Below are 17,411 nucleotides of genomic sequence, written 5' to 3'. Positions count from 1 at the left end.
TAGCGCGAACGCCGCAGCCGTTTCAACTTCGCGTCATTGCCCGCCGCGCCAGCGCCAGCGCCATCAGCACGAAAGCCGAGGTCACTTCGGGGCCGCCGACCAGAATTCGCGTCGGCGTCTTCATCTTGTTCCACTCGTAGGCCTTGTACGGCCCACGCCGGCCGCCCTCGCCGAAGCTCGCGACGATGCAGTGCAGCGCCGGCGTGAACGTCGCGACCTCGGCGCCAAGATGTGCCAGCGCCATCAGCGCCAGCGCCGCGTCGAACGCGTTCATCTCATGGGCGATCAACTCCTGCTCGACATAGAGCAGCACCTGCGCGCGGATCATCGCGAACACGCCGGTCGGATCGATCAGCCGCTGCGCCGCCAGCGGCAGCGCGATGAAGGCGGCGTAGCAGCGGCCGAAATAGGCGCAATAGAGCTCCGGCAGGTAGTAGATATGCGAGCGCGGATTCTTGAACGCGCCGCTTTCCACCAGGCGCCGCTGGAAATCGATGATGCGGTGCACCGTCTCCAATCGCTGCGGCGTCTCCAAAATCCGCCAGCGCTTAAGATTGCGGAAGCTGACCTCGAGGATATCAAGATTCAGCGTCGGATCGAGATCGTTGCCGTAGGGACGATCGCCGGCGAGATTGTCGATCCAGGTGACGACGCCGCCTTCGTAGTCGATATTGTCGTTGAGCGGCACGGTGACGCGCGGCTCGTTGGCGCCGCTCCGCACCTGGTAGCCGCGATAGAAATCCAGCAGCGGCTGCCCCAGGATCGGATGCTCGCTGCCGGCCTGCGTCGCCGCCGAGAACGAGCAGGCGGTGGTATCGCAGTCGGGCACATAGATGCCGAAGCCGAGATCCTGCTTGATTTGGGCGAAGAAGCGCGAGAAGCGCGGATGCGGCAGGGACGCCAGCGCCGTGATCACGTTCACGGTCGAGCCGTCATGTGAGGGCACCTCCTCGGCGCTGATCGATAAGCAGAAGTCCACCATGTCGGCGATCGCCCCGCGCGCGGCGCTGGTCTCCGCGCCAGAGGCGAGCCCGGTCTCGATGAAGCTCAAAAGCGCCTCGGTGAAGAACGCATCGTAATAGGCCGAGCGATGGCGGATCTGCATCGGCTCCCACATCGGCTCGGCGATGCCGCGCCAGGGCGGGTTGATCAGCGCGCGCGCCGGCGAATGCGCGATGAAGATGCGCGCGAGGTTGAACAGCAATGTTGAATTCTTGTAGCCGCGCGAGTTCAGTCCGGTCAGCGCCATCAACAGTTCGCGCCCGCAGATGTCGGCATCGCCGATCAGGTTGAACGCCGCATAGGTCGGGATGAAGCCGTTTCTGGCATAAGCGCGGAGCAGATGCGCGCCGCAGGCCCGGATCACGCGCTCGATCTCGCCTGCCGCCGGTGCCCGCACCGGGGGAGCCGCGGCGGGCATGGGATGCCGCACGTCGATATCTTCTATCAGCGCGGCGACGGGCGCGCCGACCGCCGCCCAGTCCGGCGCCTCGGCATCGCGCGCCTCGCGCAGCGCCGCCTGCAGCGCGCCAAGCCGCGCGCCGTCGTGCAAGGCCGGCAGGCCGGTCCGCCGCAGCAGCCCTCGCAGCGCTGGATTGCCGAGCGCGGTCCGGTAGAATTTTCCTAAGTGCGCGTCGCCGCCGCGATATTTCAGCAGCAGGGGGTCGCAGACGTCGTACAGCGACGGCCCGTCCTTGCGGACCGTCAGCGCCCGGCACACCGCCCCGGCAATGTCATGCAAACCCATGCCACCCCTTTCTGGCGCGCACGATTTTTCTGGCGCGCACGATTTTCGCGACGGCCGGGAACCGGCTTGTTCGAGAAAAATCCTGCGCAATCCAAGGAGGCCCCGCCCAGAAGCCCCCGCAAACCCTTGAATCGCAGCACAAAATCGCGGGAAACACAAATGTGATGATGATCACGTACGTGGCCGCCTTTTGGCACAATCGTTGACCCCGGCGCATTACGGATAAGGCCGAAAGGTCGAATCAAGTTGCTCCGGAAGGCTCAGCGGGTTAAGGGTTTCTGTGTTGCGGTGCCGCAAATTGAGGACAATTCACCGGCACTCGATGAAGCAACCCCTAAAACCATAGACGGCTTTGACGCGACTATATGGTCGCGCCTTGGTCAACGATTGGGATCAGAAACGCATGAAGTTCAGGCAGCTCTCCCTTTCCCGCCGCACTCTCACCGTCGCCGCCGCGTGCGTTGCAATGGTGTCGCTGGCGATTGGCGCGCATGCTGCGCTGAACAAGCGGCCGCTCGAGGCGGCCAAGGCGGTTGCGACCGAGCAGAGCGTCGTGCCGGCGAAGGCGGCCCGCGTCGCGCTGATCATCGGCAACGGCCATTATCCCGATGCGAACCATCCGCTGCAGCAGCCGATCAACGACGCCCGCGAATTGGGCGCGGCGCTGCGCCAAGGCGGCTTTGACGTCGACGTCGTCGAGGACGCGACCAGGGACGACATGACCCGCGCCGTCGACCGCCTGAAGGCTAAGGTCGGGCCGGACACGGTGGTGATGCTGTTCTTCGGCGGCTTCGGCGTGCAGGCCGGCCGCGAGAGCTTCATGCTTCCCGTCGACGCCGCGATCTGGAAGGAGGCCGACGTCCGCCGCGATGGCCTCAGCGTCGAGCAGGTGCTGGCCGCGATGGACGAGAAGGGCGCGAAGGCCAAGCTCGTCGTGCTCGATGCCTCCCGCCGTAACCCTTACGAGCGCCGCTTCCGCTCCTACAGCCACGGCCTGGCCCCGATCAGCCCGCCCGAGAACACGCTGGTGATCACGTCGGCGACGCCGGGCAAGGTCATCGAGGAGTCCAAGGCCACGAATAGCCTGCTGGTCTCCGAGCTCCTGGGCAACCTGAAGACCCAGGGTGGCATCGAGTCCGCCTTCAACAAGACCCGCGTCTCGATCTCCCGCTCCAGCGAAGGCGAGCAGGTCCCGTCGGTGTCCTCCTCGCTGCTCGAAGACATCCGCCTCGGCGGCTAATGCCGCACGTGGTGCCCTTCACCTCCCCTTGAAAAAGGGGAGGTCGATTTGCGCGCAAGCGCAAAGCGGGTGGGGATCCTGCCTCCACGAGTCCCGCTCTCACGACCACCTGCGCCCGGGGCCAGACCCCCATCCCGACCTTCCCCCTTTCAGGGGGAGGGAGCGATTCGGCACAAGCTGGAGCTGTCACCTCCCCTTGAAAAGGGGAGGTCGATTTGCGCGCAAGCGCAAAGCGGGTGGGGATCTGTCTCCAGGAGCGCCGGCGCCCCTCACTTCCCCTCCGCGCTCGCCATCACCGGCCGCACCGGGTCGCCCTCGCGCAGCAGGGCGCCTGCGCGCGCCACCACAATGTCGCCTTCCTGCACGCCGCCGCGGATCTCGACCTGGCCGGCCTGCATCAGCCCGGTCTCGACCCGCCGCGTCTCGATGCGGTCGTGCTTGACCACCTGCACCACGGTGCCGGCCGAGCCATAGAGGATCGCGGTCAGCGGCAGCGCGACGCCGCAGCTCTGCCCGGTCCTGATCTGCGCGCGGCCGGACGAATTCACCAGAAGCCGCCGGGGCGCGTTGATGCCGACGATCACCTGGCCGAGCTGGCTGTTCGGCTCCACCGTCGGCGCCACCCGCCGCACCTTGCCGTCGACGTCGCCGGCGCCGATGATCCTGATCGACGCCGTCTGGTTCGGCGCCAGTTTGCCGAGGTCCCGCGTCGGCACCATGCCGATCAGGTCGAACTCGTTGCGCGCGATGATCGAGAACAGCGCCTCGCCCTTGCCGCCGGCGATCGTGCCGACGATCGCGCTCGAGGCCGAGATCGTCCCCGCCACCGGCGCGGTGACGTTGATCTGTCCGCCCTCGGGCAGGTTCAGCCGCGCCAGGATCTGCCCCGCGGTCACATTGTCCCCCGCATCCGCCATCACCTCCGCCACCTTCAGCCCGAACCGTTCAGGCCGCACCTGCGTCTCCTCCCGCGCCATGATGGTCCCGGATACTTCGACGATATTGCCGAAGCAGGTCTTCGAGGCCTTCAGCACGGTGACGGTCGCGCCCTTGGGGCTCTCGGGCTCCTCGGCGGCGAGGGTGGAGAAGATGGCGGCCGCGGAGAGGGCGGCGGCGAGGAAGAGCGATGCAAAAGGATGGGCAGGAAGGCTGCGCATTGGATTGTTCCCGGGTGCGGCTCCATCGATACCAGATGGCCCTTGAACGCGCCAAGCACCGCGCGATATATATCATGGGTAGCTATCGAAAATCAGGAGGCGGATCATGACTGCAACCGCCAAATTGTTCATGCACGGCCGCAGCCAGGCCGTCCGCCTGCCCAAGGAGTTTCGCTTCGAGGGCAGCGAGGTGCGCGTCAGCAAGGTTGGCGACAAGGTAATCCTTGAGCCGATCAGGAAGCAGCCGTTCGATGTGGACGCGTGGTTCGCGCGCCTCGATGAACTCGGAGGGCGGGACTTCCTGCCCGAGGGCATTCCGGACGAAGCGCCGGCCGAACCTGATCCGCGCGTGTTCTTCGACGAATGATCTGTCTCGACACCAACATCGCCATCTACGTCATGAATCGCCGCATTCCCTCGGTCAGGCATCGTCTGGCGGAGCAGTTGCGGCTGGGGACGGAAATCGGCTTTCCGGCGATCGCATTGTTTGAGTTGCGTTACGGTTACGCGCGCAGCAACAGACGTATTGAGTCCGAGCTTCTGCTCGAGGAGTTTCTTGCGCCGGGGATTGCTGTCCTTCCGTTCGAAGCCGAAGATGCGTCTCACGCGGGCGACATCCGCGCTTATCTGGAAAGCAAGGGGACGCCGATCGGGCCGTACGACTGTCTCATCGCAGCGCAAGCGCGGCGGCACAGCGCCGCACTGGTGACGCTCAACACCCGCGAGTTTTCGCGCGTGCCGGGGCTGATCGTGGTGGACTGGGCGGCGTGACGGCTAAGGGAGCGGCGTCGGCGGACCTGCGTCTCGTCCCGCGGCATCATGATCCCGGACACCTCGACGATATTGCCGAAGCAGGTTTTCGACGCCTTCAGCACGGTGACGGTCGCGCCCTTGGGAGCCTTGGGCTCCTCGGCGGCGAGGGTGGGGGAGATGGCGGCCGCGGAGAGGCAGGCGGCGAGGAGGAGGGTGGGGGGCTTCGGCCAAATGTAACGAGTGAAGCAGATCGACATCGGCATTCCGTCCCACGTATCAGCGCGGAACTAGGACCGCCAAGTCCGGTTGCTCGAATGGGGAGAGGGCGAGGCCAACGGCGCCGAACCCCTTCCGGCTAATCTTTTGCGACCTCGGTACCGCGACCGGCTTGTTCCTTTTCGCGAATTCGGCGGAAGATTTCGTGGGCAAGGTGCTCGTGGGCAACCGACCGGAACTGTTTGTCCGTCATGACCCGAGAAAAGATCTCTTCGTTCCCGTCCATACGGTCTATGAACAGCTCGTCAAGCATGCGTTCTAGGTACGCCGAGAAGTTCGCAAGGTTATTGGCTTTTGCGGCCTCCACGATTTTCTCGTCTCCTTCCGCGCTGGCGCGTATCTGATCAAAGAATAATTGATCAGCTTCGGTGAAGTCGGTACCGAAGCGTTCGTTCAGTTTTGCGACCAATGTGGACAGAGCAACGCCTTCTTCCGAGAATCCTCCGGTCCCAACATCAGTCGGCCCTTTGAGCGGCTCGGCTTCACCATAGCCCAGATCGATTGATCCCTCGGTCATCTGCTGCAAGCGAAAAAACCGAAGAGCAACCTCATCATCCAAGGCAAAGGTTTTGCCGCCTCCGGGCGGCGGCAACTTGGCGATCAGATTGCGCACGAAGGCGTAAAGCTTTTCAAGCTCGCTGTCCTGATACGGAATGATTTGGGAGAGGAAGGCATAGAGATTCCGGTAGGCAGTCAGCTGGTCACGAAATTCATCCTGCTCTGGCTCTTTCCTCCCTCGGAACCGCTGCACCACAGTATCAAGGACCGAATTCATCAGCCGATGGTCGGTAGCCGAGTGATCGCGCTTGCCTCGATACCAAACCTTAGCGAAAGCATCGACGTCTTGAGGCGTGAAGATGACCCAACTTAGGAGCTTATGCTGCAGCTCGGAAAGCCGGTGCGGATCAGCGTTCTCGCCGATGGGTGTCACCTCGTAATAAGGCTTGAAAGCTTTGTAGATGTCGCTTTCCTCATTTGCGAAATCGAGAACAAAGGTCCTCGCCTTGCCTGGAGCCATTCGGTTCAACCGCGATAGCGTCTGCACTGCCTGTACCCCAGCAAGACGCTTGACTACGTACATCGTCTGTAGCAGCGGCTGGTCGAAACCCGTCTGATATTTCTCTGCGACTAGGAGGACTCGGTAATCATCGCGCTCAAAGGCCTCGGGCAGTTCGCTTTCGGCCATTCCGCCGTTCATTGAAACTTCCGTGTAAGTGAGGCCTGAGTCTTCGGGTTCTTCAATAGTTCCGGAAAACGCCACCAGTGAGCGTATCCCCGTGTAGCCGTGATCCTTGATATAGCTGTCAAAAGCCAACTTGTATTTGACGGCTGCACGTCTCGAACCGGTAACAACCATTGCCTTGGCGCGGCCGCCAAGCTCGTGCATGACGTAGAGCCGGAAATGCTCGATAATCACCGAAACAACTTGGTCGATATTGACCGGGTGCAGTTCAAGGTACTGGGTCAGCGCTTTGCCCGCCTGTTTGCGCGGCACCTCGGGGTCGTCCTCAATCTGCTTGATAAGACCAAAGAAGCGTTTGTAGGTCGTGTAGTACTGGAGTACGTCCATGATGAAGCCTTCTTCAATGGCTTGCCGCATGGTGTACTGATGAAACGGCGACGTGCCTGATGGCCCCGGCTCGTCGAATAACGTTTTGGTCTTGAATTTCGGCGTGGCGGTAAAGGCGAAGAAGCTGAGATTGGGCTGACGCGCGCGCTTCAGCGCCTCTCGCAAGATTGCGGCCCTAGTTTCTTCTGAAAGATCGTCGTCTTCCTCGTCGGAGAGTTGCGCGGCGATGGCAGCTTCAATCCCGTGCTTGTTTAGCATGCCCTTAAGCGCAATTGCTGTTTCTCCGCTCTGCGAGGAATGCGCCTCATCCACTATTACCGCGAAGCGTTTGCCTGCGGTGTCGATCTTCACTGCAGACCCTTTCTTTTCCAAGGTGGAGAGCGCTTGCGTAATGAATGGGAATTTCTGAATGGTGGTGATAACAATGGGCGTCCCGTTCGATAGCGCACGGGCAAGCTGCTGGGTGTCCTCGTCAATCTTTTCGACCACGCCGGTCTTATGCTCGATCTGATAGATCGTGTTCTGCAATTGATGGTCGAGCACTCGCCGGTCCGTCACGACGATTACCGAGTGAAATACCTTCTGGTCATTGGCGTCATGTAAGTTCGCCAACCGGTGGGCCAGCCAAGCGATTGAGTTTGACTTGCCCGAGCCAGCGGAGTGCTGAACGAGGTAATTCCGCCCTGGTCCGTTCGCCCGCGCATGCGCAACGAGCGCCCGCACCGTATCGAGCTGATGATAGCGCGGGAAGACCATTGTTTCCTTGCGGATCGTCCGCACGCCCTTATCGGTCTTGACCTGCCGCTCCTTCACTTCAAGGTGCATGAAGCGCTGGAGGATATCGATCAGGCTATCGGCCTGTAGCACCTCGTCCCAGAGATAGTGGGTCTTCCAATTACCCTCCACCGGTGGATTGCCGGCGCTCTGATTGTTGCCCCGGTTGAATGGCAGAAAGGCCGTCTCCTTGCCTTTGAGGCGCGTGGTCATCCACACCTCATCGGGGTCAACCGCAAAATGCACCAGCGCCCGTTTCTTAAAGGCGAAGAGCAAGTCGCGCTCATCGCGCTCTTCGCAATATTGGCGCACTGCATCCGCGGCCCGCTGGCCAGTCAGCGGGTTCTTCAGTTCAGCCGTCGCGACCGGGATGCCGTTCAGGCTGAGCGTCACGTCAATGATGCAGCGCTGGTTCTTGCCGTCCGCCTTCTTCATCACTGAGGTGAAGGCTACCTGGCGGGTGATGGCTAGCCGATTCCGGGCATAGCCTGCGGCAGCATCCGGATTCATACGGGAGTTGGGCCGGAAATAGGCAAGGCGAAAACTCTTCCCGTAGCACTTGAATCCATGCCGCAAGACGTGGAGAGTGCTCTTTAGCTCAAGTTCTTTGGCGAGGCTGTCAAGCACGGTATGCTCGGTCTTTGCCCCGAGTAGGGCCTCCAACTGGCTCCATTTAGTCGTCTGGCTCTCTTTGAGAAAGCTCGTCACATCGTGCGGGAAGAGTGCGAGCGCCTCGTTGTAGGCGCTGGGCGCACGCTTCGCATATCCTCCCTTGCCGACTAATCCGGCCTCAATCGCAATCTCGAAGTCTCGTTCGGCGTGGCTGGACATGCGTCAAATCTCCTGCACCAAGGTGTTCTGCAGCAGCGCCAATCCAGAGTCTTGTCGCTCGACAATTTTTCCTGTCACCGCTGATGTGATGAGAGCAGCGCGGTAGCCGCGGAGCCGATCAAGCGACTTTCGCACCTTGAGTACGATTTCGTCTACGGCCGGAACTCGCGCGAAAACGTATTCGACAATATCGCGCTGTTCGTTCAACGGCGGGACGCAGATTTCCAATCCTGCAGCAATTCCCTGATAGATTGTCTTGTGGGTTGATCCGTTCGTGCTCTCCTCAAATTTCTGCGTCATCGACCGGAAGAGAAGCAAAAGGTATTCAGGCAATAGCTTGGGGCCACAAACCCAATTCCAGAAATCCTGACTTGTCGCCATTGGCTCTGGCATAATGCCAGAATATCCTACCGAAGCTGTGCGCGAGAAAACCACCGTGCCGGCAGGCAGCAATTCTGCGCAGAGTTAGCCAGGCCGACCTCGCTTATCCTCTCTGCCGTCTCCTCAAGATACCAGCGAGTTCCATCCCTCAATTGCCAGACATCGGCGAGGGTGAACCATGGGATGGTGCAAGCTTCCCAATATTCGGGATGAGACCGTGACGGGGTATGACCAGTCTTCATCCGCGCAAACCTTCGGATGTTTCCTCGCTCCCAATGCGCCGGGATTTTGCCGAACCAGTCCATGCCGGAGGACGTGAGCGAGGCGGCGGGATCTAGGCCCCTGGTGACGGCGCGAGTGATAAGGGCCTGACGCTTCTCAGCTAGCTGGCTCACAAGCGCGTGCTTTTTTTCAATCAGGCCATCGATCCGGGCCGTCTTCTCATCCAGAAACCGCGCAATCCGCCGCTGGGCTTCGAGCGGCGGGAGCGGGGGACGCCAGTCCTTCAGAAATTCCTCGGGCACGCGCTTTTGCCCGCCCGCTCCGAGCATCTCGGCTTCGCCAAACGAACGGAAATCGTGAGCAATGGTCAAATAGAAGAGAAATCGCGCGTCTAGGCGACGAAGCGGACGAATGACGTGCAACTCGGTCGTTCCGAAGGCGACGCCATTTGTGAGACCTTGCGCCAATGTGCCTTTGCCGTTCTCAAAGCAGGGCGTGATTTTGGCCAGACACACATCGCCGTCGGCGAAGTATGTGTATCCATTGTAAACCTCTTCGATCGTTCGAGTCTCGTTCAGTTGAAGTCCGCCCAGTTCTCCCACTGCATCCATCGGGACGAAGGACACTTCGGTCTCGGGCGGGAGATCGAGTTTTGATTTCGGCGGGTTCACTCGAACATCGAACCGAAGCCTTCGCTTACTCCACTGCGCAGGAGCATCACTGCCAACGCTCATGCAACCAGCCCCTTCAACAGGCCGGCAATCTCGCTTTCCAACGCGGTGATGTCCGCTTCGATCTCATCCAGCGGACGCGGCGGCTTGTAAACGTAGAAGTGCCGGGTGATCGGGATTTCGTACCCGACCTTTGTTTTATCATAGTCCACCCAGGCATCGGGCACATGGGGCAATACCTCGCGTTCCATGTAGGCGTCGATTGCGTTGCGGAAGGCCTCCACGAGCTCGTCATTGGGCTTGTCCGGGCCAAACTCCATCGGCAGCGGCAGCACGGTGCCCCTGGGCAGGGGAATGTTCTCGGTGTCGCGCAACTCAGGATCAGGCTCTTGGCTACCCTGGCGATCGCGACAAATCTCCGCGTCGGGGTCGCGCTCGCCCAGCGCTGCAAAGATCGCCTTCTTGACCGGCGCTGCAATCACTATCCCGGCCCGTTTGGCGGCACGGGTTAGGTCGGCATCAAACACCTCACGGTCCATGTACCGGCCTTTGCCCTCCAACGTGACCAGCGCCGCCCGAATGGCATCTTGCAGCTCGCGCCCCTCCTCGATCTCGCGCGCCGCTGCCTTGTCGTTTTTGCGCTTCTTGGAGGTGGCGAGATTGGCGAAGGCGGTCTGGTCGTGCAGCCTGACGATGCGCTCGGCGGTGGCCTCGAAATTCATGCGCAAGGGGCGCTCGACAGTTATCTTGAGGAAGCCGAAGTCGTGGTTCTTGAAAATGCGAGAAACGACACGCGCTTCCTTTTCTCCTGTCTTGTGATCCATGACAACTTCCGCCGTCTCACGATCCCGGAAATTGCCATAAACACGGGTGAGGTGCCGGATTTGATCGTCGGTGATCTGATTGCGCTTGTTGTTAAGGCTCTTATTCATGCGCTCGAAGAAGCGTGTACCGTCGATTAGCTGCACCTTGCCGCGCCGCTGCTGTGCCTTGCGATTGGTCACGAGCCAAATATAGGTAAAGATGCCGGTGTTATAGAAAAGCTGGTCGGGCAGCGCGATAACAGCGTCTAGCCAGTCGTGTTCTATGATCCAGCGACGGATGTTCGACGGCCCCGATCCCGCATCACCCGAGAAGAGCGGCGAACCGTTGAAAACGATTGCGATCTTGGATCCGACTGCATCGTCGTCTCCCGCTTTGTAGGGTTGCATCTTGGAAATCATGTGCTGGAGGAACAGCAAAGAGCCGTCATTGATCGCGGGCAGTCCCGCCCCAAAGCGGCCGGAGAGGCCAAGCTCATTGTGCTCCTTTTCAACGACCGCCTTCTGGTCCTTCCATTCTACGCCAAAGGGCGGATTGGCAAGTAGGTAGTGGAATTGCTTGCCTTGGAACCCGTCACGCGTTTTGCCGTCACCCAGCGTATCACCAAGGACAATGCTGCTTGTATCCTCGTCCTTGATGAGCATGTCCGAGCAGCAGATGGCCCAGGATTCGTCATTATACTCCTGCCCGAAGAGGGCGAGGTTGGCTTGGCGATTCTGGTCGAGGATGAATTTTTCCGATTCTGACAGCATTCCGCCTGTGCCACACGCAGGATCGTAGATCGTGCGGTAAATGCCTGGCTTATAGACATCCTGTTCGCCCGTATAGACAAGGTTAGCCATCAGCCGGATAACCTCTCGCGGAGTGAAGTGATCGCCGGCCTCTTCGTTCGCTTGCTCGTTGAAGCGCATCACGAGATGCTCGAACAGGTACCCCATCTGCAAATTGTCTATGCGGTTGGGGTGAAGATCGATGTCAGCCATCGCCTTGACGATCGTAAAGAGGCGATTGCTGGAGTCGAGCTTTTCGATCTGGTCACTGAACTTAAACCGCTCGAAAATGCTACGAGCGGTAGGCGAGAAGCCATTGATGTAGGAAACGAGGTTGGGGGCAATGTTCTCAGAGTCTCCGAGCAAACGCCGAAACGTAAACGGGCTGGTGTTGTAGAGCGGATGCTTCCGCTTGGGGTCCGCCGCACGCCCTAACAATCGCTGCATAGCGCCTTCCGGCATCTTTTGCGCCTTCAGCTTTTTGTATTCCTTGAGCACCGCGTCTTTGGTCGGTTCTAGAACGCAATCGAGCCTGCGTAGGACGACCATCGGCAACATAACTAGCCGGTATTGAGGAGGTCGATATGGGCCGCGCAGCCGGTTCGCTATTTCCCAGATGTCGGATTTTAGGCTCTCGTGTATCTGAACGTTCATTTCTAACCACGGACATGTTGCGGTGCTGCTAAGCGCATACGAAAGAAGTCCAATACATGCCAGCTTGATTTTAGTCCATCGACGCAAAGCTAAGTACTGCGTAATCGCCGCGCGGCGGGATGCGGGCGCGAACGGCGTCAGTCCTTCTATGTTCCCAGCTTTAACTTCTCCCGGATCGCCTTAAGCACCGCGTGCGCTGAGGTGGTCGTTCTCACCCCAATCCCCTTCGCCAGCTTCCTAGCCCACGGCCTCTGCCTTCGCTCCGCCGCGCGATAAAGCCCCTCGCCCTTTTTCGTCAGGCGCACGAGCTTGGCGCTGCGGTGGTGGGGGTTGTCGTCGAGGGTGACGATGCCTTCTTCCACGAGTTCGTTGACGATGCGCTGGACGCCCTGGCGGTGCAGGCCCATGGAGCGGGCGAGGCGGGCGACGGGCTCGGCCGTCGGCGACAGCGCGATGGCGCCCAGCACCTGCCAGCGGGCGCTGGTCAGGCCGAGGTCGGCGACGAGGCGGTCGCCGGCCGCGATGAGGCTGCCGTTCAGGCGGAACACTTCCAGGATCAGTTGCGTCAGCGCGTCGGTTTCGCGGTCGGACGAGGGGCCTTGCTTCATGTCAACAGGGTTCCATATTGACAATATATTGTCAATCTATCAAAGAAGACGCGTTGGCTTTCCGGTGGAGGGAAAATGATTGCCGGACTCCTTGCGCTTGTCGCCGCGGCGCTGTTCTCAGGGGCTGCATTCTATATCAACGTCGCCGAGCAGCCGGCGCGGCTTTTGCTCGACGATGCGAGCCTGCTGCGGCAGTGGAAGCCGAGTTATGCGCGCGGCTTTGTGATGCAGGCGAGCCTTGCGGTCATCTCGGCGCTGCTTGGATTTCTCGCGAGCTGGCAATTGCAGGATTGGCGATGGTCGGTCGCGGCGGTGCTGATGCTGGCGAACTGGCCCTACACGTTGCTGGTGATGCTGCCGACCAACAAGCGGCTCGCGGCGTGGCCGGCCGAACAGGCCAACGCCGAATCCCGTGCGCTCGTCGTCTCCTGGGGCTGGATGCACGCGGTGCGCACGGCGCTTGGCCTCGCCGCGACCGCGATCTATCTGGCGCTCGCGATCAGCCGCTAGCGTTGCTTGCGATGTCGTGGTGTGCACGAAAGCGTGAGCACGAGCCAGCAACCACCCCGCGTGTGAACCCGTTCATACGCCTCTCTCCCGCATCGCACTAACCTCCGTCACAGGGTCAAATGACGGAGTTTCTGATGCAGAGATATCGCGGTCATCTCTCCCCGGAAGATCGGCGGACCGTGCGGCGGTGGACGCTGCCGTCGGTCGGCATTTACGGCTCGCTCCTGACCGGCTTCATCCTCTATGTGGCGTTGACGGGAAAGCCGAATCTGGAAGTCGCGGTGTTTTCTCCCACGGCAAAGGCAAGCGCCGGCCAGGTTGAGCGTGCAGACAAGCGGCCGTTTTCGGTCTCGCGTCGCGACTGCGACAAGGCGGCCTGCTGACGCGCAGACCGCCGCTGCTTCGCTCGAAACGCTTCAGCGCTACTTTCCGGCGGCCGCCTCGCGCGCCAGTCGCTCGGCTCTCAGCCGTTCGCGGTTTTTGTGAAAGGCCTCTTGCGCGAGCTGATGCTCCCGCATGGCCTGCTCTGCATCGCGCCGTCGCTCGACCTCCCTGGCCTTGCGTTGTTCCGGCGTTGGCTTCTCACGGGGTGTATATGAATCCGACATGCCGCTCCAACGCGCGAGGCGGCCATAAGGTTCCCGGCGCGTGCGGAATGAGGCGAATTTCCTGAGCGCAATCAATGTGATTTGCCCCGTCCAGTCGCCATGCGAAAAATAAAGCGCTTCGTTTTCTCCCCAAATCACCCCTATAAATCCGCCGTCCCGCCCGACAAGAGGGGCGGATCGCGATCGTCACGAACGCGCGGCGGGATGCGGTGGACGCGGGTGGCAGCGAAAGACAAACGCTTGTCATCGCGGACGGCGAAGTCGTGTGGTCCTGGCGCCCCGACGCTGGCGCTAAGCTTCGCGTGACGAGTTCGCGCGAGGTGACGGTGGCAAGAAAGCCCGGTCACCGGGGAGAGCACGAAGGAAACCGTTAAAACCATTGCGCAGGGAAGGCCGGTGTTGCTCCGGTTGACCTGTGGTCCTACCCCCGTGCTTTCTGCTGCACGGGGCCCACGGGTGCAATCGGCACCCGGCCTTCCCTGCGCCCTCTCTTCGATGAGAGGGTGAAAAAGTGAAGCAAAGCTCGGGCGCACACATCGTGCCGCGAGAATGCGAACGCATGTTTCCTCAAACGACGTCGTCATGCCCGCGCATGCGGGTCATCCAGTACGCCGCGGCCTCTCAGCTTGAGCTCCGGCGTCTCTGGAATACTGGATCGTCCGGTCAAGCCGTGACAGCGGAGTGGCTGTTTGAAAATCGAATACGGACACCATCCTCGTCATTGACGGTGGTGCGCGCGTCCTCACCTCCCCTTGAAAAGGGGAGGTCGGTTTGCGCGGCTACGCGCAAACCGGGTGGGGATCTTGCCTCCACGAGTCCTGCTCTCTCGAACACCTGCGCCCGGGGCCGACCCCCATCCCGGCCTTCCCCCTTGCAGGGGGAAGGAGCGCACGGGAGCGCCTCAGCGATTGAAGAGCTGCCGCAGCACTTCGTTCATCGCCCGGCTGTCCTGCGTCCCATCGCCATCGCTCGGCGGGGAAGGCGCTGTGGATTGGGACGGCGGCTCGGGCTGTTGCTGCGGCGAGGCCGGCGGGATGCTGCGGCTCGGACGCGGCGGCTGCGTTCCGCCGTTCAGGCCCTGCTGGATCAGGTTGCCGATGGTCTCGCCAAGCTGGCCGCCGAAGAGCCCGCCCTGGCCGGACTGGGTGCTGTCGTTGCCGCCCTGGCTGCCGGTTCCGCCCTGGCTGCCGCCGAAGAGCGAACCGAGACCCGCGCCATTCGGCCCGAACAGGCCCTTGCCCATCTCGCGCAGCTTGGCGTAGGCGGCCTCGGGATTGTCGAGGATGCCCTGCATCTCCGGATAGATGCGCGGGCTATCCCACGGCCCCTCGATCATCACGGGGATGCCGAGGCCGACCGGGTCGGCGGTGCGGCCCTGGCCCTCGGTGGTCAGCACAAGCTTCGGCGCGACGCGGAAGCCGATCATCTTGGTGCCGAGGTCGACGGTGCCGACGCCGGTCATCTTCACCAGCGGGCCGACCAAGTTGAGATCGGTGGTGACCGCCTGGCCCTTGTCGATCTTGAAGGAGGCCGAGAGCTGGCTCAGATCCGTCGCGAGCTGATCGCCCTCCTGCCAGCCGGACAGCGGGCTTGTGGTCAGCGAGCGGATCATCTGCGCGACGTTGAGGCCGCGGATCGCGCCGTCGCGGAACACGGCAAATGCCGTGCCGCTCATATTTCCCATGATCGCGCGCTGGCTGTTGCCGGAGGAGCGTACCGCGATCTTCGCCTGCATCCTGCCGTCGAGCTTGTCGAAATCGGCAAGGCTGCGCAGCAGCGGCAGCGCCCGCACATTGCTGAGGTCGGCGCTGAGCGTGTAGCTCGGATTGCTGGTGGCGTCGATGTAAAGATCGCCATTGGCATTGCCTTCATAGGTGCCGAGATTGGCGAGCCGCGCCTTCAATACGCCGCTCATCAAGCTCGCCTCGATCGCCGCGGGCGCGAAGCGGCCATCGCCGATGTTGAGCTCAGCCGCGGAAATCTTCGCCTGTGCGTCGACATAGTTCAGCCCGATCAGGTCGATCGAGGCATTGCTCCAGGGCTGAGCCGCCGTCCCCGGCTGGCCGTGCTCCATCGCAAGCGAGAGCTTCTGGAAGTCGAGATCGAGCTTCACCAGCGGCTTGTTGCTGGCGATATCGAGGGAGGCCCAGCCGTTGAACGCGCCGTCGCCGAGCGTGCCGCTGACGCCGTTGAACATCACCGCCGTGCCGTTCAGCCGCACCTCGGCCCGCGCCGACAGCGGCGCCTGCATGAGGCCGGGCGCCTCGAAGGCGATCTCGGTCGGGATATTCTGCCGCTCGATCGGCGGCGCCGGCGCGGTCGCCTTGATCTCGAATTTCAGCGGCTCGCCGCCGCCGCGCCCATTGCCGGTGATGACGATCTTGCGGTCGCTGCCGATGGTGGCATCCGCGTTGACGGTCTCGATGCGGCTTTCGACGCGGTCGCGCACATTGGAGAACACGATCGTGCCGCCGGTGACGCTGACATGCTCGATGCCGAATTTGGCCTCACTGGTGCCGGTGGTGCTGCTCTTGGCCGGCGGATTGGGCTCGCGCACGCGCTGCAGCGGCATGGTCAGGACCGGGCGCACGATCAGGAGCTCGGTGACTTGCGGCTCGCCCGACCACAGGCTCGACAGCGTGACGTCAGCCTGGATGCTGCTCGCGGTCAGGCGGTTGTTGACCTCGCGGTCCTTCGGGTCCTGCAGCGCGATGTCGCTCAGCGTGATGTTGAGCGACGGCCACAGGCTGATCTTGGTGCCGCCGTTGATGGCAAGCCGATAGCCGGTCTCACGCTCCACGCGCTCCTGGATCGCCGACGTCAAAAAGTCGGAGGGGATGCCGATCACGGCAAGCAGCGCGATGACGACGATCACGGCTCCGATGGCGGCGCCTGCGATTTTCAGTGCTCTCATCTCGACATTCCAGACCGCGCAAACGTCACGCCGCGCCATAGCGCAGCCGACCTCACAAGTTTACCCCCGAAAACAGGTTTCCACTCAAAGCGGCCGAAAATAATCCGCCGCTGCTGCAAACATATGTGACTTATGGCACACTTCCATAGGGGGGAATTTTGCTACCCGAGCCTGCAACGCAAGCCGCTCGGGAGGTTCTTGTGGAAGGCATTACAATGAGCAAACAGGCCGAATTTGCGGTCATTTTGAAGATGAACCCGATGTTCGCCGATTTGGGGGCGGACAAATTGCAGCAGCTTGCGGGCCTTTGTCATACCCAGCAACTCCGGGCAGGCGAGGTCTTGTTCCAGAAGGGCGATGCCGGTGACGCCCTGTTCGCGGTGCGGCGCGGCCAGATCCGCATCGAGACCGGCGCCTCCGACGGCAGCCGGCTGACGCTCAACTTCATGGGCCCTGGTGACCTCTTCGCCGAGGTTGCCGTCCTCGACGGTCAGGACCGCGCCGCGAATGCGACCGCCGGCGAAGCCAGCGAACTGTTCGTGCTGCGCCGTGAGGATTTTCTCAGTTTCCTCGAGCGCGAGCCGAAGGTTGCCGTGAAGTTGATCGAACTGTTGTGTCACCGCATCCGCTGGATGAGCGAGCGGATGGAGGAATCGGTGCTGCAGCCCTTGCCGGTCCGGCTCGCGAAGCGGCTCTGCGCGCTGGCATCGGACTACGGTTCTGAAGTTCACATCTCCCAGGAACAGCTCGGCATCCACGTCGGCGCCGCCCGCGAAAGCGTCAATCGGCAACTCCAGCTCTGGCGCAAGGACGGCATTGTGGACCTCCAGCGCGGGCGGATCCTGCTGCACAACATGAACAAGCTGAGCGCGGTGGCGAGGAACGAATAGCACTACCCGCGGC

15 protein-coding genes are annotated in these 17,411 nt (G+C 61.7%); 6 read left to right on the top strand and 9 right to left on the bottom strand.

Annotation, left to right across the window (positions count from 1 at the left end; all coding sequences use genetic code 11):
* Positions 1-22 precede the first annotated feature (22 nt).
* A complete protein-coding gene (locus J6497_RS33055) occupies positions 23-1,747 on the bottom strand; it encodes a hypothetical protein (RefSeq protein ID WP_225708395.1) in 1,725 nt (574 codons plus the stop codon).
* A gap of 403 nt (positions 1,748-2,150) precedes the next feature.
* On the opposite strand from J6497_RS33055, the gene J6497_RS33050 reads away from it, so the two are divergent.
* Positions 2,151-2,987: a caspase family protein gene (locus J6497_RS33050; protein WP_225708394.1), complete on the top strand. Its 837-nt coding sequence runs from the start codon at positions 2,151-2,153 to the stop codon at positions 2,985-2,987.
* A gap of 269 nt (positions 2,988-3,256) precedes the next feature.
* On the opposite strand, the gene J6497_RS33045 is transcribed toward J6497_RS33050, so the two are convergent.
* Positions 3,257-4,144 carry an efflux RND transporter periplasmic adaptor subunit gene (locus J6497_RS33045; protein WP_225708393.1) on the bottom strand — a complete coding sequence of 296 codons (888 nt, stop codon included), beginning with the start codon at positions 4,142-4,144 and terminating at the stop codon, positions 3,257-3,259.
* A gap of 106 nt (positions 4,145-4,250) precedes the next feature.
* On the opposite strand from J6497_RS33045, the gene J6497_RS33040 reads away from it, so the two are divergent.
* Both J6497_RS33040 and J6497_RS33035 read left to right on the top strand, forming a co-directional pair.
* Complete coding sequence (locus J6497_RS33040; protein ID WP_225708392.1) at positions 4,251-4,511, top strand: antitoxin; 261 nt, start codon at positions 4,251-4,253, stop codon at positions 4,509-4,511.
* On the top strand, positions 4,508-4,915 hold the full coding sequence (locus J6497_RS33035) for a type II toxin-antitoxin system VapC family toxin (RefSeq protein WP_225708391.1): 408 nt from the start codon (positions 4,508-4,510) through the stop codon (positions 4,913-4,915). Before J6497_RS33040 ends, J6497_RS33035 begins: the two co-directional genes overlap by 4 nt.
* A 337-nt stretch (positions 4,916-5,252) precedes the next feature.
* On the opposite strand, the gene J6497_RS33025 is transcribed toward J6497_RS33035, so the two are convergent.
* From J6497_RS33025 to J6497_RS33005, 5 genes are all read right to left on the bottom strand, one after another.
* Positions 5,253-8,348 (bottom strand): type I restriction endonuclease subunit R, encoded by a 3,096-nt coding sequence (locus tag J6497_RS33025; protein WP_225708390.1) that lies wholly within the window; start codon positions 8,346-8,348, stop codon positions 5,253-5,255.
* Between the two features lie 3 nt (positions 8,349-8,351).
* Entirely contained in the window at positions 8,352-8,741 is a 390-nt protein-coding gene (locus tag J6497_RS33020; RefSeq protein ID WP_249793858.1) for a restriction endonuclease subunit S, read from the bottom strand.
* Between the two features lie 14 nt (positions 8,742-8,755).
* Complete coding sequence (locus tag J6497_RS33015) at positions 8,756-9,622, bottom strand: restriction endonuclease subunit S (protein ID WP_225708388.1); 867 nt, start codon at positions 9,620-9,622, stop codon at positions 8,756-8,758.
* A gap of 59 nt (positions 9,623-9,681) precedes the next feature.
* Complete coding sequence (locus J6497_RS33010; RefSeq protein ID WP_225708387.1) at positions 9,682-11,868, bottom strand: type I restriction-modification system subunit M; 2,187 nt, start codon at positions 11,866-11,868, stop codon at positions 9,682-9,684.
* Between the two features lie 146 nt (positions 11,869-12,014).
* Positions 12,015-12,476, bottom strand: a complete 462-nt coding sequence (locus J6497_RS33005) for a MarR family winged helix-turn-helix transcriptional regulator (protein WP_225708386.1) — start codon at positions 12,474-12,476, stop codon at positions 12,015-12,017.
* A gap of 78 nt (positions 12,477-12,554) precedes the next feature.
* Between J6497_RS33005 and J6497_RS33000 the strand changes: the two genes are divergently transcribed.
* Complete coding sequence (locus J6497_RS33000; RefSeq protein WP_225708412.1) at positions 12,555-12,986, top strand: anthrone oxygenase family protein; 432 nt, start codon at positions 12,555-12,557, stop codon at positions 12,984-12,986.
* Positions 12,987-13,120: 134 nt separating this feature from the next.
* Positions 13,121-13,369 (top strand): hypothetical protein, encoded by a 249-nt coding sequence (locus J6497_RS32995; protein WP_225708385.1) that lies wholly within the window; start codon positions 13,121-13,123, stop codon positions 13,367-13,369.
* Positions 13,370-13,408: 39 nt separating this feature from the next.
* On the opposite strand, the gene J6497_RS32990 is transcribed toward J6497_RS32995, so the two are convergent.
* Both J6497_RS32990 and J6497_RS32985 read right to left on the bottom strand, forming a co-directional pair.
* Positions 13,409-13,594 carry a hypothetical protein gene (locus J6497_RS32990; protein ID WP_225708384.1) on the bottom strand — a complete coding sequence of 62 codons (186 nt, stop codon included), beginning with the start codon at positions 13,592-13,594 and terminating at the stop codon, positions 13,409-13,411.
* 901 nt (positions 13,595-14,495) lie between these two features.
* A complete protein-coding gene (locus J6497_RS32985) occupies positions 14,496-16,508 on the bottom strand; it encodes an AsmA family protein (RefSeq protein ID WP_225708383.1) in 2,013 nt (670 codons plus the stop codon).
* Between the two features lie 215 nt (positions 16,509-16,723).
* Between J6497_RS32985 and J6497_RS32980 the strand changes: the two genes are divergently transcribed.
* Positions 16,724-17,398 (top strand): Crp/Fnr family transcriptional regulator, encoded by a 675-nt coding sequence (locus J6497_RS32980; protein WP_225708382.1) that lies wholly within the window; start codon positions 16,724-16,726, stop codon positions 17,396-17,398.
* The last annotated feature ends 13 nt before the right edge of the window (positions 17,399-17,411 follow it).

Origin of the sequence: Bradyrhizobium cenepequi, from assembly GCF_020329485.1 — a bacterium.
Classification (GTDB): domain Bacteria; phylum Pseudomonadota; class Alphaproteobacteria; order Rhizobiales; family Xanthobacteraceae; genus Bradyrhizobium; species Bradyrhizobium cenepequi.
The sequence above is the reverse complement of the archived record's forward strand: the minus strand, read 5'-3'. Positions and strand labels throughout refer to the sequence as shown.